Origin of the sequence: Streptosporangium sp. NPDC050855, from assembly GCF_044456585.1 — a bacterium.
GTDB classification, from domain to species: Bacteria; Actinomycetota; Actinomycetes; order Streptosporangiales; family Streptosporangiaceae; genus Streptosporangium; species Streptosporangium longisporum.
Genome location: NZ_JBITFY010000006.1, coordinates 129,017 through 143,262 on the forward strand (window position 1 = coordinate 129,017; position 14,246 = coordinate 143,262).

Sequence of the window (14,246 nt, forward strand, 5' to 3'; positions counted from 1 at the left end):
CGAGATCGACGAGAAGGGAAGGACGACCATGTCACGGCTTGTCGTCGTGGGACACGGACCGACATCGCACCGCCTGGTCGAGGCCCTGATCGCCAAGGGTTTCGCGGGCCGCATCACCGTGCTGGGGGAGGAGCCCCGATCGGCGTACGACCGGGTGGCGCTGACCTCGTACCTGACCGGGAAGAGCGTGGAGGACCTCAGCTACCCGGTGCCCGACGGCGTCGTGCTGCGCCTGTCGTCCCGGGTCGTCGAGATCGACCGCCGGGCGCGGGAGGTCGTCACCGCCGACGGCCACCGGGAGCCCTACGACACGCTGGTGCTGGCCACCGGGTCCAGCCCGTTCGTGCCGCCGGTGCCCGGCAGGGAGCTGGAGGGCTGCTTCGTCTACCGCACGATCGACGACCTCGACGCGATCAGGCGGGCCGCCGCGGACGCCACCGGCGGCGTGGTGATCGGCGGCGGGCTGCTCGGCCTGGAGGCCGCCGACGCGCTGCGCGGCCTGGGCATGGACACGCACGTGGTCGAGATGGGCGGCTGGCTCATGCCCCGCCAGGTCGACGAGGGCGGCGGCTCCGTGCTCCGGGGCCACGTGGAGGCCCTCGGCCTGACCGTGCACACCGACGCCGGCGCGAAGGAGATCGTCGCCGGCCCGGACGGGCGGGTCGCCGGGCTCCTCAAGCCCGACGGGGAGACCATCGACGCCCAGATCGTGATCTTCTCGGCGGGGGTCAGGCCCCGTGACGAGCTGGCCCGGCAGTCCGGGCTGGAGGTCGGCGCGCGCGGCGGGATCGCGGTGGACGACGGCATGCGCACCGGCGACCCGGCGATCTACGCGATCGGCGAGTGCGCCCTGCACGACGGCATGGTCTACGGGCTGGTCGGCCCGTGCTTCACGATGGCCGAGGTCGCCGCCGACCGCATCTGCGGCGGCGAGGCGGTCTTCACCCGCGCCGACCTGTCCACCAAGCTCAAGCTGCTCGGTGTGGAGGTCGCCCAGTTCGGCGCCATGGAGGGCGCCCTGGACGTGACGTTCATGGACCCGGTGGGCGGCGTCTACCAGAGGCTCTTCGTCAGCGACGACGCCCGCACGCTGCTCGGCGGGATCTGCGTCGGCGACGCCACCCCGTACAACACCCTCAAGCCGTTCGTCGGCCGCGAGCTGCCGGGATCGCCGAGCGAGCTGCTGTTCACCGGCGGCCCGTCGAACATGGAACTGCCCGACGACGCCCAGGTCTGCTCCTGCAACAACGTCACCAAGGGGCAGGTGTGCTCGGCCATCGCCGACCACGGCCTCACCGACGTGCCCGGCATCAAGGCGTGCACCCGCGCGGGCACCACCTGCGGCAGCTGCGTCCCGATGCTCAAGCAGCTCCTCGTCTCCTCGGGCGTGGAGGTCTCCAAGGCCCTGTGCGAGCACTTCGCGCAGAGCAGGGCCGAGCTGTTCGACATCGTGCGGGTCCGCGGGCTCACCACGTTCTCGCAGATCATCGCCGAGCACGGCACCGGGCGTGGCTGCGACGTGTGCAAGCCCGTCGTCGCCTCGATCCTGGCCTCGCTCGGCAACGGCCACATCCTCGACGGCGAGCAGGCCGCGCTGCAGGACACCAACGACCACTTCCTGGCCAACATCCAGCGCAACGGGACCTACTCGGTGGTGCCGCGCATCCCCGGTGGGGAGATCACCCCCGAGAAGCTGATCGTGATCGGCGAGGTGGCCCGTGACTTCGACCTCTACACCAAGATCACCGGAGGGCAGCGGATCGACCTGTTCGGGGCCCGGGTGGAGCAGCTGCCGCTGATCTGGAAGCGCCTGGTGGACGCGGGCTTCGAGTCCGGCCACGCCTACGGCAAGGCGCTGCGCACGGTCAAGTCGTGCGTGGGCTCCACCTGGTGCCGCTACGGCGTGCAGGACGCGGTCGGCCTGGCGGTGGCGCTGGAGCTGCGCTACCGGGGGCTGCGCTCGCCGCACAAGCTCAAGTCGGCCGTGTCCGGCTGCGCCCGCGAGTGCGCCGAGGCCAGGGGCAAGGACTTCGGCATCATCGCCACCGAGCAGGGCTGGAACCTCTACGTGGGCGGCAACGGCGGCTTCACCCCCCGCCACGCCGACCTGTTCGCCTCCGACCTGGACACCGAGGAGCTGATCCGCGTCATCGACCGGTTCCTGATGTTCTACATCCGCACCGCCGACCGCCTGCAGCGCACCTCGGTGTGGCTGGAGAACCAGGGGCTGGCCTACGTCCAGGAGGTGATCCTGGAGGACTCCCTGGGGATCTGCGCCGACCTGGACGCCCAGATGGCGCGGCACGTGGCCGGTTACGCCGACGAGTGGCGCGTCACGATCGAGGACCCGGACAAGCTGCGGCGGTTCGTCTCGTTCGTCAACGCCCCCGGGACCCCGGACCCCTCGATCGCCTTCGAGACCGAGCGCGACCAGGTCAAGCCGGTCCTGATCCCGCTGGAGGCGATCCGCTCCTGAGCCGGGCGCCCGGCCGCCCCGGCCACCGAGACCACCGAGACCACCGAGAGCACCGAGAGCACCGAGAGCACCGAGAGCACCGAGAGCACCGAGAGCACCGCGCCGGGCGGCCCCGGCACCCCGGGAAACCCGAGCACTCCGAGCAGATCGAGCAGACCGAGCAGAAAGGCCCGCACCGATGACCGCCGTACGCGAAGACCTGGAGACGCTGGAGACGACCGTCTGGACGCCGGTCTGCTCCTACACCGACCTGCTGCCCGAGCGCGGAGCCTGCGCGCTCGTCGGCGGCCACCAGATCGCGGTGTTCCGCACCTTCGACGGTGCCCTGTTCGCGGTCGGCAACCGCGACCCGTTCAGCGGGGCCCACGTGCTGTCCCGCGGCATCGTGGGCACCCGCGCGGGCGAGCCCATCGTCGTCTCGCCCATGCACAAGCAGGCGTTCTCCCTGATGACGGGGGTCTGCCTGGACGAGGCGTCGGTGGCCGTGCCGATCTACCCGATCCGGCTGGCCGGCGGGACGGTCGAGGTGAGCGCCGGATGAGCGCGAGAGGGGCCCGCGGCCGCCCGGACACCCACGAAGGAGTGGTGAACGACAGATGAGCATCACCGCCGCCGACGACCAGGCCGGCTCCCCGGAGACCGCGCCCGACGCGCTGGCCGGGTTCACGATCGGGGTCACCGCCACCCGGCGGCGCGAGGAGTTCTGCGCGCTGCTGGAGCGCAGGGGGGCCAGGGTGGTGAGCGCGCCGGCGATCCGGCTGGTGCCCGTGGCCGAGGACGCGGAGCTGCTGGCCGCCACCCGGGCCGGCCTGACCGCCCCCATCGACGACGTGGTGATCACCACCGGGGTCGGTTTCCGGGGCTGGATGGCCGCGGCCGAGGGCTGGGGGCTGTCGGGGGAGCTCGCCGAGCACCTGGCCGCCGCCCGGCTGCTGACCCGCGGCCCCAAGGCGCGCGGCGCGGTCCGGGCCGCGGGCCTGACCGACCACTGGACCCCGCCCACCGAGTCGTGCGAGGAGGTCAAGCAGTACCTGCTCGCCCAGGACCTGCGCGGCCGCCGCATCGCCGTGCAGCTGCACGGGGAGCCGCTGACCGGCTTCGTGGCCGCGCTGCGCGAGGCCGGGGCCGAGGTCATCGAGGTGCCGGTCTACCGGTGGCTGCCCTACCGCGACGTGTCGCCGCTGCGCCGCCTGGTCAGTCAGGCGATCTCCGGCGGGGTGGACGCGGTGGCGTTCACCAGCGCCCCGGCCGTGCTGGCCATGCTCAACTCCGCCCGCGCCGAGGGGCTGGAGGACGCGCTGATCGCGGCGTTCGCCGGTCCGGTGGTGGCCGCCTGCGTGGGCCCGGTCACCGCGGCGCCCCTGGAGGCGCGCGGGGTGCCCACCGTGCAGCCCGAGCGCTCCCGGCTGGGCACGCTGGCCCGTACGCTCGCCAGGCACCTGCCCCGGCACAGCGTCACCCGGCTGACCGCCGGCGGCCACCGGCTGGAGATCCGCGGCCACGCCGTCGCGGTGGACGGCGAGCTCAAGCCGCTGCCCCCGGCGCCGATGGCGGTCCTCAAGCGCCTGGCCGACAAGCCGGGCCACGTGGTGGCCCGCTCGGACCTGCGGACGGTGCTCCCGGGCGGACCCTCGCGCGACTCGGCCGAGCACGCGGTCGAGATGGCCATCACCCGCCTGCGCCGAGCCCTCGGCCCCTCGGGGATCGTCGAGACGGTCGTCAAGCGCGGCTACCGCCTGGCCTGCGACCGGGGCGAGGGCCTGTGACGACGCTGGTCCTGGCCGGGCACGGCACGCGCAGCGCCCGGGGGGAGGAGACCCTGGCCGGACTGTGCGACCTGGTACGCGCCGGGCGTCCCGGGACCCGCGTCGAGCAGGCGTTCCTGGAGATCAGCTCGCCCCCGCTGGCCGGCGTGCTCGCCGGCCTGACCGGTCCCGTCGTGGTGGTCCCGCTGCTGCTGGCGGGCGGCTACCACGTGCACATCGATCTTCCCTCGGTGGTGGCCGCGGCCGGTTCGGACGCCGTGGTCGCGCCCCCGCTGGGGCCCCACCCGCTGCTGGCCGCGGTCCTGGCCCGCCGGCTGGCCGCCGCCGGCCTGCGGGCGGCGGACTCGGTGATCCTGGGCGCCGCGGGCTCCTCCGACCCCACGGCCCTGGCCGACGTACGGGCGGCCGCCCGGCTGCTGGCGGCCCGGCTCTCCCGCCCGGTCGTCGCGGCCTTCGCCGCCGCGGGCACCCCCACGGTCGCCGAGGCCCTGGAGCGGCTGCGCTCGGGACCGGCGCCACGGGTCGCGCTGGCCTCCTACCTGCTGGCGCCCGGTTTCTTTCAGGGCCGCCTGGAGGCCGCGGGAGCCGACCTGGTCGCCGCGCCCCTGGGGGTGGACACCGACCTGGCCGCGCTCATCTGGACCCGTTTCGACCAGGCCCGCCGCACGGCGACGGCCGCCGGCACCGGCCGGGTGCCGCGGGGCCCGCGGGAGATGTCGCACCGGGCCTGACTGCGGGGGACGTCACCGCGGGCGTCCCGAGGCACCCTGGAGGCACCGGGAGACGCCGTGGGCCCGATCATGCGGAGCCCCCGGGCGGCCGGACCCCCGGCCCCGGAGGTCTCAGCCGTCGGAGTCGCGGTCGCGGCGGCGCAGGTAGCGCTCGAACTCGGCCGCGATGGCGTCGCCGCTCGCCTCGGGCAGCTCGGCGGCGTCCTTGCGCTCCTCGAGCTCCTTGACGTACTCGGCGACCTCGCTGTCCTGCGAGGCCAGCTCGTCCACGCCGTGCTCCCAGGCCCGTGACTCCTCGGCCAGCTCGCCCAGCGGCATCGGGATGTCGAGCAGGTCCTCCATCCGGCTGAGCAGCGCCATGGTGGCCTTCGGGTTGGGCGGCTGGGCCACGTAGTGCGGCACCGAGGCCCACAGCGAGACGGCGTGCATCCCGGCGGCGCCCAGGGAGTGCTGGAGCACGCCGACGATGCCGGTCGGGCCCTCGTAGCGGCTCAGCTCCAGGTTGATCGCCCTGGCCAGGCCCTCGTCGGTCGCCGACCCCACGATCGGCACCGGCCGGGTGTGCGGCGAGTCGTTGAGCAGGGCGCCCAGCAGGACGGCCAGCTCGACCCCCAGCTCGCGGCAGACGAACACGATCTCCTCGCAGAACGCCCGCCAGCGCATGTTGGGCTCGATGCCGCGCAGCAGCACCACGTCGCGGTCGACGCCCGGGGGCCTGGCCACCGAGAGCTTGGTGGTGGGCCAGGTGATGGAGCGGGTCAGCCCCTCACCCATCTCGACGATCGGGCGGGTCACCTGGAAGTCGTAGTAGTCCTCCGGGTCCAGGGCGACCAGCGGGGTGGCCTTCCACTCGTCCTCCAGGTGCGCGATCACTCCGCTCGAGGCCTCACCCGCGTCGTTCCACCCCTCGAACGCGGCGATCATCACCGGGTCGACGAGCTCGGGCAGACCTTCGATTTCGATCACGCGCCCCTCCTTTTCGCCGTACCGTCCTATCCGGCTAAGCCTATGCGGTGAGGGGGGCTTCACGTCACCTTCCCGACGTGGTGCGGACGATCAGGACGTGACCGCCGGGAACGGTGTGGCGCGCCGCGCGGTCACCTCCCGCGAACGGCGGGGCCGCCGGGGGCCGCGCACGGCCGAGGGCGGCGATCATGGCGCTCGATGGCGCCGGACGGGCCCCGGTATTCTTGCCCCCATGACGAGCACCCCGTCCACCCCCTCTACCTCTACCCCCACCCCTTCCTTCCGTGACGTCCTGGCCGAGCGTGTGATGGTGGCCGACGGGGCGATGGGGACGATGCTGCAGGCCCATGACGTGACCATGGACGACTTCCAGGGTCACGAGGGCTGCAACGAGGTGCTCAACGTCACCCGTCCCGACATCGTCCGCGCCGTGCACGAGGCCTACTTCGAGGTGGGCGTCGACTGCGTGGAGACCAACACCTTCGGCGCGAACCTGTCGGCCCTCGGCGAGTACGACATCTCCGACCGCGTCTTCGAGTACTCCGAGGCCGGGGCCAGGGTCGCCCGGCAGGCCGCCGACGCCTGGTCCACCCCGGACCGGCCGCGCTTCGTGCTCGGCTCCATCGGCCCCGGCACCAAGCTGCCCACCCTGGGCCACAAGCCGTACGCGGAGCTGCGCGACGCCTACCGCGACAACGCCGCCGGGCTGATCTCCGGCGGCGCCGACGCGCTGATCGTGGAGACCTCCCAGGACCTGCTCCAGGTCAAGGCGGCGGTGATCGGCGCCCGCAGGGCCATCACCGACGCCGGGCGGGACGTGCCGGTCATCGCCCAGGTGACCATCGAGACCAACGGGGCCATGCTGCTGGGCTCGGAGATCGGCGCCGCCCTGACCGCGATCGAGCCGCTCGGCGTCGACGTGATCGGCCTCAACTGCGCCACCGGCCCGGCCGAGATGAGCGAGCACCTGCGCTACCTGGCCCGGCACGCCCGGGTCCGCCTGTCGTGCATGCCCAACGCCGGGCTGCCCGTGCTCACCTCCGACGGCGCCTACTACCCGCTGAGTCCCGACGAGCTGGCCTCGGCGCACGAGAACTTCACCCGCGACTACGGCCTTTCCCTGGTCGGCGGGTGCTGCGGCACCACGCCCGAGCACCTGCGCCGGGTCGTCGAGCGGGTCCGCGGGCGCGAGACGGCGCCGCGCCGCCCCCGCCCCGAGGCCGGGGCCTGCTCGCTCTACCAGAGCGTCCCCTTCCGCCAGGACACCTCCTACCTGGCCATCGGCGAGCGCACCAACGCCGTCGGCTCCAAGGCTTTCCGCGAGGCGATGCTCGCCCAGGACTGGGAGGAGTGCCTGGAGATCGCGCGCGGCCAGGCCCGCGACGGCGCGCACATGCTCGACCTGTGCGTCGACTACGTGGGACGCGACGGCGTGGCCGACATGAAAGAGCTGGCGTTCCGCTTCGCCACCGCCTCCACGCTGCCGATCGTGCTGGACTCCACCGAGCCCGCCGTGCTGGAGGCCGGGCTGCAGATGCTCGGCGGGCGCGCGGTCGTCAACTCGGTCAACTACGAGGAGGGCGACGCCCCCGGGACGCGCTTCCACCGGAACATGACCCTGGTCAGGGAGTACGGCGCGGCCGTGGTGGCCCTGACCATCGACGAGGAGGGCCAGGCCCGTACCGCCGAGGCCAAGGTCCGCATCGCCCGGCGCCTGGTCGAGGACCTGACCGGGAACTGGGGCATGAACGTCGAGGACATCCTCGTGGACGTGCTCACCTTCCCCATCGCCACCGGCCAGGAGGAGACCCGGCGCGACGCGCTGGAGTCGATCGAGGCGATCAAGGAGCTCAAGCGCCTGCACCCGGGCGTGCAGACCGTGCTGGGCCTGTCGAACGTGTCGTTCGGCCTCAACCCGGCCGCCCGCATCGTGCTCAACTCGGTCTTCCTCAACGAGTGCGTCAACGCCGGCCTGGACGCGGCGATCGTGCACGCCTCCAAGATCCTGCCCATGGCGCGCATCCCCGAGGAGCAGCGCGAGGTCGCCCTGGACATGGTCTACGACCGGCGCCGGGAGGGCTACGACCCGCTGCAGCGGTTCATGGAGCTCTTCGACGGCGTCGACGCCGCCGCCCTCAAGGCGTCCAAGGCCGAGGAACTGGCCGCGCTGCCGCTCTGGGAGCGCCTCAAGCGCCGCATCGTCGACGGCGAGCGCAAGGGCCTGGAGGCCGACCTGGACGAGGCCCTCGCCCGGCGCCCGGCCCTGGAGATCGTGAACGACGTACTGCTCGACGGCATGAAGACCGTGGGGGAGCTGTTCGGCTCCGGCCAGATGCAGCTGCCCTTCGTCCTGCAGTCGGCCGAGGTGATGAAGACCTCGGTGGCCTACCTGGAGCCGCACATGGAGCGGGTCGAGGGCGAGATCAAGGGCCGCATCGTGCTGGCCACCGTCAAGGGCGACGTGCACGACATCGGCAAGAACCTGGTCGACATCATCCTCTCCAACAACGGCTACGAGGTCGTCAACCTCGGCATCAAGCAGCCGATCTCGGTCATCCTGGAGGCCGCCGAGGAGACAAGGGCCGACGTCATCGGCATGTCCGGGCTGCTGGTGAAGTCCACGGTGATCATGAAGGAGAACCTGGAGGAGATGAACTCCAGGGGCATCGCCGGCAGGTTCCCCGTGCTGCTCGGCGGGGCCGCGCTCACCCGCGCCTACGTCGAGCAGGACCTCGCCGACCTCTTCCAGGGCGAGGTCCGCTACGCCCGCGACGCCTTCGAGGGCCTGCGCCTGATGGACGCCTTCATGGCGGTCAAGCGCGGCGAGAAGGGCGCGAGCCTGCCGTCGCTGCGCGAGCGCCGCGTCAAGGGCGGCGCCACGCTGGTGCGGACCCCGGTGGAGGAGCTGCCCGCCCGCTCCGACGTGACCGCCGACAACGCCGTGCCGGTCGCCCCCTTCCTCGGCGAACGCGTGATCAAGGGCATCCCGCTCGCCGAGTACGCCGCCTTCCTCGACGAGCGCGCCACCTTCATGGGCCAGTGGGGCCTCAAGGCCGCCCGCGGCGGTGACGGGCCGAGCTACGAGGAACTGGTCGAGACCGAGGGCCGGCCGCGGCTGAGGATGTGGCTGGAGCGGATGCAGACCGAGGGGCTGCTGGAGGCGGCGGTCGTCTACGGCTACTTCCCGTGCGTCAGCGACGGCGACTCGCTGATCGTCCTGGACGAGGGCGGCGCCGAGCGCACCCGGTTCACCTTCCCGCGCCAGCGCCGCGACCGGCACCTGTGCCTGTCGGACTTCTTCCGCTCCAAGGACTCCGGCGAGGTCGACGTGGTCGCCTTCCAGGTCGCCACCATGGGCAACCGGGTCTCCGAGGCGGCGGCCGAGCTGTTCGCCAAGGACGCCTACCGCGACTACCTGGAGCTGCACGGGCTGTCGGTGCAGCTCACCGAGGCCCTGGCCGAGTACTGGCACGCCCGGGTCCGCTCCGAGCTCGGCATCGGCGGCGACGAGTCCCTGGAGGACATGCTCAAGGTCAACGTGGCCGGCTGCCGCTACTCGTTCGGCTACCCCGCCTGCCCGAACCTGGAGGATCAGGTCCAGCTGATGGGGCTGCTGGACCCGGGCCGGATCGGCGTCGAGCTGTCGGAGGAGTTCCAGCTCCACCCCGAGCAGTCGACGTCCGCGCTGATCGTGCACCACCCCGAGGCGAACTACTTCAACGTATGACCGGCGACCGGGGGGACGAGACGATGCAGGCGGTCCTGTTCGACATGGACGGGCTTCTCGTGGACAGCGAGAAGATCTGGTTCCAGGTCGAGGCCGAGGTGATGGAGCGGCTGGGGGCGGGCTGGACGCCCGCCGACCAGGAGAACCTGGTGGGCGGCTCCATGGCCTCCAGCGTGGCGTACATGCTGCGCGTCTCCGGTTCCGGCGCGGCGCCGGAGCAGGTGGAGACCTGGATGGTGGACGGCATGATCGCCCGCCTGTCCGGCGGGGTGGAGATGATGCCCGGCGCCGCCGCCCTGCTGACCGAGGTGCGCGGGCAGGGCCTGGCCACCGCCCTGGTCACCTCCTCGTCCCGGCCGATCGCCGAGGCGTGCCTGCGCGGCATCGGCGCCCACCACTTCGACCGGATCGTCACCGGCGACGACGTGACCAGGCACAAGCCCGATCCCGAGCCGTACCTGCGGGCCGCCCGGCTGCTGGGCGCCGATCCGGCCCGCTGCGTCGCGCTGGAGGACTCGCCCAACGGGGTGACGGCGGCGACCGCCGCGGGGTGCCGGGTGGTGGCGGTGCCCAGTGTGCTGCCGATCCCCGGCGCCTCGGGACGCCTGGTGGTCGCCTCGCTGCTGGAGGTCGACGTGGCCACCCTGCGCGAGCTGGCGGCGGCCCGACCCTGAGGCGGCGTCCCTGAGCCGGAGCGCCACCGGGGGCGTGATCCCTTAGGGGATGATCCCTCCTCAGGAAGGAGACCTCGTCCCGATTCCGCGTGCCAGGATGGAGGACGGGTACGCCGATACGAGGGATGGTCCGCCATGTCGTACGACCAGATCGCGTGGTTGCCGCTCTGCGCCGGGATCACCGGGGTGGGGCTGGTGCTGAGTTTCCTGACGATGCGCCGCCGGGGGGCGGCCGCCGGGTTGCGCGTCATGGCCTGGTCGCTGCTGCCGGTCGCGGCCTACCTGACCGGCGCGCTGCCCACCCTGTGGCAGATCGGCACGGCGATCGCCGGCTTCGTCGCCGGCGTGGCGTTCAACCCCATGGTGTGGGCCGGGGTGGGCGTGGCCGGGCTGTCCGTGCTGCTCTTCCTGATCTCGGGCTTCCTGCGCGGCCGCCGTCTCAGGGCCGCCGCGGGCTCCGCGGGCTCCGCGGGCTCCGCGGGCTCCGGGGCTTCGTCCCCGGCGCGGTCCGTCCCGTCCGCAGCGTCCTCGTCCGGCACCGCGCTGCCGGGGGCGACGGCCGTCACCCAGCCGCTGCCCAAGCGGACCCCCAAGGGGCAGCCCTCCCCGGCCGCGCCCGCGTCCCCGGCGTCCCCGGCGGCTCCCGCGGCACGGTCCGGCGCTCCCCGGCACGCCGCCCAGCCGGCCGCAGACGATGACTTCTCGGACATCGAGGACATCCTCAAGCGCCGCGGAATCGGATGACGCAGGGTGACGGCCTCGTTTCAATGTCACAGATCCGAGACAGAAGCGGAACGAGGTACGGACATTCTTCGCGGGATCAAAACAAATGAATTTCGCGTGAATCACAGTTAAGCCACATAGCGCCTCAGGGGACTGGTCAGCGCAGTTCAGCCCATAGATTCTGCGCACGGGCCACGAAATACCGGCCCGTAGACTCACGGCGCGTCACCCCGACCCGGGGGGCGCCGACGGACGACGTCGTCTGGGATCCAGGGGGCCAACTGTATGACCGCACCGCTCGACGTTCCCGACGCGGCCATGGAGGCCAAGCCGGAGTCCGTTCTCGAAGGAGTGGGCGGCAAGGCCATCGAGGGCCGCTCGCTCGGTCAGATCGCCTGGATGCGCCTGAAGCGTGACAAGGCAGCGATCATCGGCGCCTTCGTCGTGGTCTTCCTGACCCTTGTCGCGATCTTCGCGGAGCGCCCCTTCGGCGGGCTCATCGCGTTGTTCGGGGACTCGCCGAACATCCCCAACAACGACCTCATCGATCCCATGACGAGCGCCCCGATGGGGGCGTGGGGCGGGATCAGCCTGGAGCACCCGTTCGGCCTGGAGCCGGTCAACGGCCGTGACATCTTCGCCCGGATCATCTCCGGCGCGCAGATCTCGCTGCTGGTGGCCTTCCTGGCCACGCTGCTGTCGGTGGTGCTCGGCTCGCTGATGGGCGTGCTCGCCGGGTTCTTCGGCGGCTGGGTCGACACCCTCATCAGCCGGGCCATGGACGTCTTCCTGGCCTTCCCGCTGCTGCTGTTCGCGATCGCGATCGTCGGCGCCGTCCCCGACCAGGCCCTGGGCCTGAAGGGCAACGCCCTGCGGATCGCGGTGATCGTGTTCATCATCGGGTTCTTCAACTGGCCCTACATCGCGCGTATCGTGCGCGGCCAGACCCTGTCGCTGCGCGAGCGCGAGTTCGTCGACGCGGCGCGCTCCCTCGGGGCCCGCAACGGCTACATCATCTTCCGCGAGGTGTTCCCCAACCTCGTGGCGCCCATCCTCGTCTACGCGACCCTGCTCATCCCCTCGAACATCCTGTTCGAGGCGGCCCTGTCCTTCCTCGGGGTCGGCGTCAACGAGCCCCAGGCCTCCTGGGGAGGCATGCTCACCACCGCGGTGACCTACTACACGATCGCGCCTCACTTCATGATCGTCCCGGGCCTGGCGATCTTCGTCACCGTCATGGCCTTCAACCTGCTGGGCGACGGGCTCCGGGACGCCCTCGACCCGCGAGCCCGGTAGCCCCCAAGCGACCGCGTCCTTATATCACCGTCACTCATGACAAGGGGTGGACCACCACGATGAGGAAGACCAATGCCCTGGCGCTCGCAGCGCTGGGTACAGCGCTGACCATGGGACTGGCCGCCTGTGGCGGAACGGCCGGTGGCGGTGGCAACACGTCCTCCGGCGGCGGCCAGGGGACCGGTGCCGCGGCTTCGGCCGCCAAGCACAACGACGGTTACACCAAGGTCGTCAACGCCTCGGACACCAAGGGCGGCACCCTGAAGTTCGCCCTGTCCGACGAGCCCGACTCGATGGACCCGGGCAACACGTACTACGCGTGGAACTGGAACTTCACCCGCCTGTACGCCCGTCCCCTGCTCACCTACTCCCCCGAGCCCGGTGACGCCGGCCTGAAGCTGGTGCCGGACCTGGCCGAGGCCGCCGGCGAGGCCAGCGAGGACGGCAAGACCTGGACGTACAAGCTCAAGAAGGGCATCAAGTACGACGACGGCACCGAGGTCAAGGCCGCGGACGTCAAGTACGCCATCGCCCGCAGCAACTTCACCTCCGAGCTCACCGACGGCCCGAAGTACTTCGCCGAGTACCTCGACGCCGGTGACTACAAGGGTCCCTACAAGGACAAGAACCTCGACAACTTCAAGGGCATCGAGACCCCGGACGACCACACCATCGTCTTCAAGCTCAAGAAGCCCTTCGCCGAGTTCGACTTCCTGGTGGCCAACCCGCAGTCCGCGCCGGTCCCGCAGGCCAAGGACACCGGCCTCGACTACGAGAAGGCGCTGGTCTCGACCGGCCCCTACAAGCTCGACAGCTACGAGGTCGGCAAGCAGTTCAACCTGGTCAAGAACGAGAACTGGGACCAGGCCACCGACACCACCCGCAAGCAGCTGCCCGACCGCATCGAGGTGCAGTTCAAGCAGGCCGCCGACGACATCGACCAGCGGCTCATCAACGGCCAGATCCACGTCGACCTCGGTGGCACCGGTGTCCAGCCGGCCGCCCGCGCCAAGATCGTCGGGGACCCCAAGCTGAAGGACTCCACGGACAACCCCTTCACGCCGTTCAACCGCTACGCGATGATGTCGACCGCGGTGAAGCCGTTCGACAACATCGACTGCCGCAAGGCCGTGCAGTACGCCACCGACAAGACCGCCACCCAGGCTCCCTGGGGCGGCCCGCTCGGCGGCGAGATCGGCACCACCGCGATGACCCCGACCACGGTCGGCTACAAGCAGTTCGACCTGTACCCCAACGGCGCCGACCACAAGGGCGACCTGGCCAAGGCCAAGGAGCACCTGACCGCCTGCGGCCAGCCGAACGGCTTCGAGACCAACATCGCGGTCCGTGGTGACCGGGTCAAGGAGGTCCAGGTCGCCGAGGCGCTCCAGGCCTCCCTCGACCGGGTCGGCATCAAGACCACCATCAAGAAGTACCCCTCCGGTGACTGGAGCGCCCAGTACGCCGGCCGTCCGGACTTCGTGCACAAGAACGGCCTGGGCATCATGATCGCCGGCTGGGGCGCCGACTGGCCGTCCGGCTTCGGCTTCCTGTCGCAGATCGTCGACGGCCGCTTCATCAAGGACTCCGGCAACTACAACATGATGGAGCTCAACGACCCGACGGTGAACGAGCTGCTGGACAAGGGCATCCAGACGACCGACGCTGCCGCCCGCAACGAGATCTGGGCCCAGGTCGACCAGAAGGTCATGGAGTCTGCCGCCTTCATGCCCTTCGTCTACGAGAAGACCCTGATCTTCCGTCCGTCGACCCTGACCAACGTGTACGTGCACCCGGCCTACGGCATGTACGACTACACGTGGCTCGGCGTCCAGCAGTAGTCCTTCCCTAGTTAGCCAAAGGCAGGTGAAGGCCTGACGGTGCCCG

Annotated in this window: 10 protein-coding genes; 9 read left to right on the top strand and 1 reads right to left on the bottom strand. The window is 71.4% G+C overall.

The annotated features are described in order from the left end of the window. Window positions 1–28: 28 nt before the first annotated feature. The 4 genes from nirB to ACIBCT_RS14865 all read left to right on the top strand — a co-directional run bounded on the left by nirB (window position 29) and on the right by ACIBCT_RS14865 (window position 4,973). A complete protein-coding gene (nirB, locus tag ACIBCT_RS14850; RefSeq protein ID WP_399188594.1) occupies window positions 29–2,476 on the top strand; it encodes a nitrite reductase large subunit NirB in 2,448 nt (815 codons plus the stop codon). A 178-nt stretch (window positions 2,477–2,654) separates the two neighbouring features. Next, a complete protein-coding gene (gene nirD / locus ACIBCT_RS14855; protein WP_399188596.1) occupies window positions 2,655–3,017 on the top strand; it encodes a nitrite reductase small subunit NirD in 363 nt (120 codons plus the stop codon). A gap of 55 nt (window positions 3,018–3,072) precedes the next feature. Beyond that, on the top strand, window positions 3,073–4,242 hold the full coding sequence (locus ACIBCT_RS14860) for a uroporphyrinogen-III synthase (protein ID WP_399188598.1): 1,170 nt from the start codon (window positions 3,073–3,075) through the stop codon (window positions 4,240–4,242). Then, complete coding sequence (locus tag ACIBCT_RS14865; RefSeq protein WP_399188600.1) at window positions 4,239–4,973, top strand: sirohydrochlorin chelatase; 735 nt, start codon at window positions 4,239–4,241, stop codon at window positions 4,971–4,973. The genes ACIBCT_RS14860 and ACIBCT_RS14865 overlap by 4 nt, the downstream gene beginning before the upstream one ends. A 111-nt stretch (window positions 4,974–5,084) precedes the next feature. Here the strand turns inward: ACIBCT_RS14865 and ACIBCT_RS14870 are convergent, their stop codons facing one another. Next, window positions 5,085–5,939, bottom strand: a complete 855-nt coding sequence (locus tag ACIBCT_RS14870) for a PAC2 family protein (protein WP_344903097.1) — start codon at window positions 5,937–5,939, stop codon at window positions 5,085–5,087. 232 nt (window positions 5,940–6,171) lie between these two features. Here ACIBCT_RS14870 and metH point away from each other — a divergent pair, with 232 nt between their 5' ends. The 5 genes from metH (at window position 6,172) to ACIBCT_RS14895 (ending at window position 14,200) form a co-directional block, all read left to right on the top strand. Beyond that, window positions 6,172–9,666, top strand: coding sequence for a methionine synthase (metH, locus tag ACIBCT_RS14875; protein WP_399188602.1), 3,495 nt, complete (start codon window positions 6,172–6,174; stop codon window positions 9,664–9,666). Further along, window positions 9,663–10,340 carry an HAD family hydrolase gene (locus ACIBCT_RS14880; protein WP_399188604.1) on the top strand — a complete coding sequence of 226 codons (678 nt, stop codon included), beginning with the start codon at window positions 9,663–9,665 and terminating at the stop codon, window positions 10,338–10,340. Before metH ends, ACIBCT_RS14880 begins: the two co-directional genes overlap by 4 nt. A 135-nt stretch (window positions 10,341–10,475) precedes the next feature. Next, window positions 10,476–11,084 (top strand): cellulose synthase, encoded by a 609-nt coding sequence (locus ACIBCT_RS14885; RefSeq protein WP_399188606.1) that lies wholly within the window; start codon window positions 10,476–10,478, stop codon window positions 11,082–11,084. 264 nt (window positions 11,085–11,348) lie between these two features. Continuing rightward, window positions 11,349–12,359 (top strand): ABC transporter permease, encoded by a 1,011-nt coding sequence (locus tag ACIBCT_RS14890; RefSeq protein WP_399188608.1) that lies wholly within the window; start codon window positions 11,349–11,351, stop codon window positions 12,357–12,359. Between the two features lie 59 nt (window positions 12,360–12,418). After that, complete coding sequence (locus ACIBCT_RS14895; protein WP_399188610.1) at window positions 12,419–14,200, top strand: ABC transporter substrate-binding protein; 1,782 nt, start codon at window positions 12,419–12,421, stop codon at window positions 14,198–14,200. Window positions 14,201–14,246 lie beyond the last annotated feature (46 nt).

What these genes read in the sequence shown, in the direction of transcription:
- nirB (WP_399188594.1), top strand. Translation starts at nt 29, where the DNA reads ATGTCACGGCTTGTCGTCGTGGGACACGGACCGACATCGCACCGCCTG.
- nirD (WP_399188596.1), top strand. Translation starts at nt 2,655, where the DNA reads ATGACCGCCGTACGCGAAGACCTGGAGACGCTGGAGACGACCGTCTGG.
- ACIBCT_RS14860 (WP_399188598.1), top strand. Translation starts at nt 3,073, where the DNA reads ATGAGCATCACCGCCGCCGACGACCAGGCCGGCTCCCCGGAGACCGCG.
- metH (WP_399188602.1), top strand. Translation starts at nt 6,172, where the DNA reads ATGACGAGCACCCCGTCCACCCCCTCTACCTCTACCCCCACCCCTTCC.
- ACIBCT_RS14880 (WP_399188604.1), top strand. Translation starts at nt 9,663, where the DNA reads ATGACCGGCGACCGGGGGGACGAGACGATGCAGGCGGTCCTGTTCGAC.
- ACIBCT_RS14885 (WP_399188606.1), top strand. Translation starts at nt 10,476, where the DNA reads ATGTCGTACGACCAGATCGCGTGGTTGCCGCTCTGCGCCGGGATCACC.
- ACIBCT_RS14890 (WP_399188608.1), top strand. Translation starts at nt 11,349, where the DNA reads ATGACCGCACCGCTCGACGTTCCCGACGCGGCCATGGAGGCCAAGCCG.
- ACIBCT_RS14895 (WP_399188610.1), top strand. Translation starts at nt 12,419, where the DNA reads ATGAGGAAGACCAATGCCCTGGCGCTCGCAGCGCTGGGTACAGCGCTG.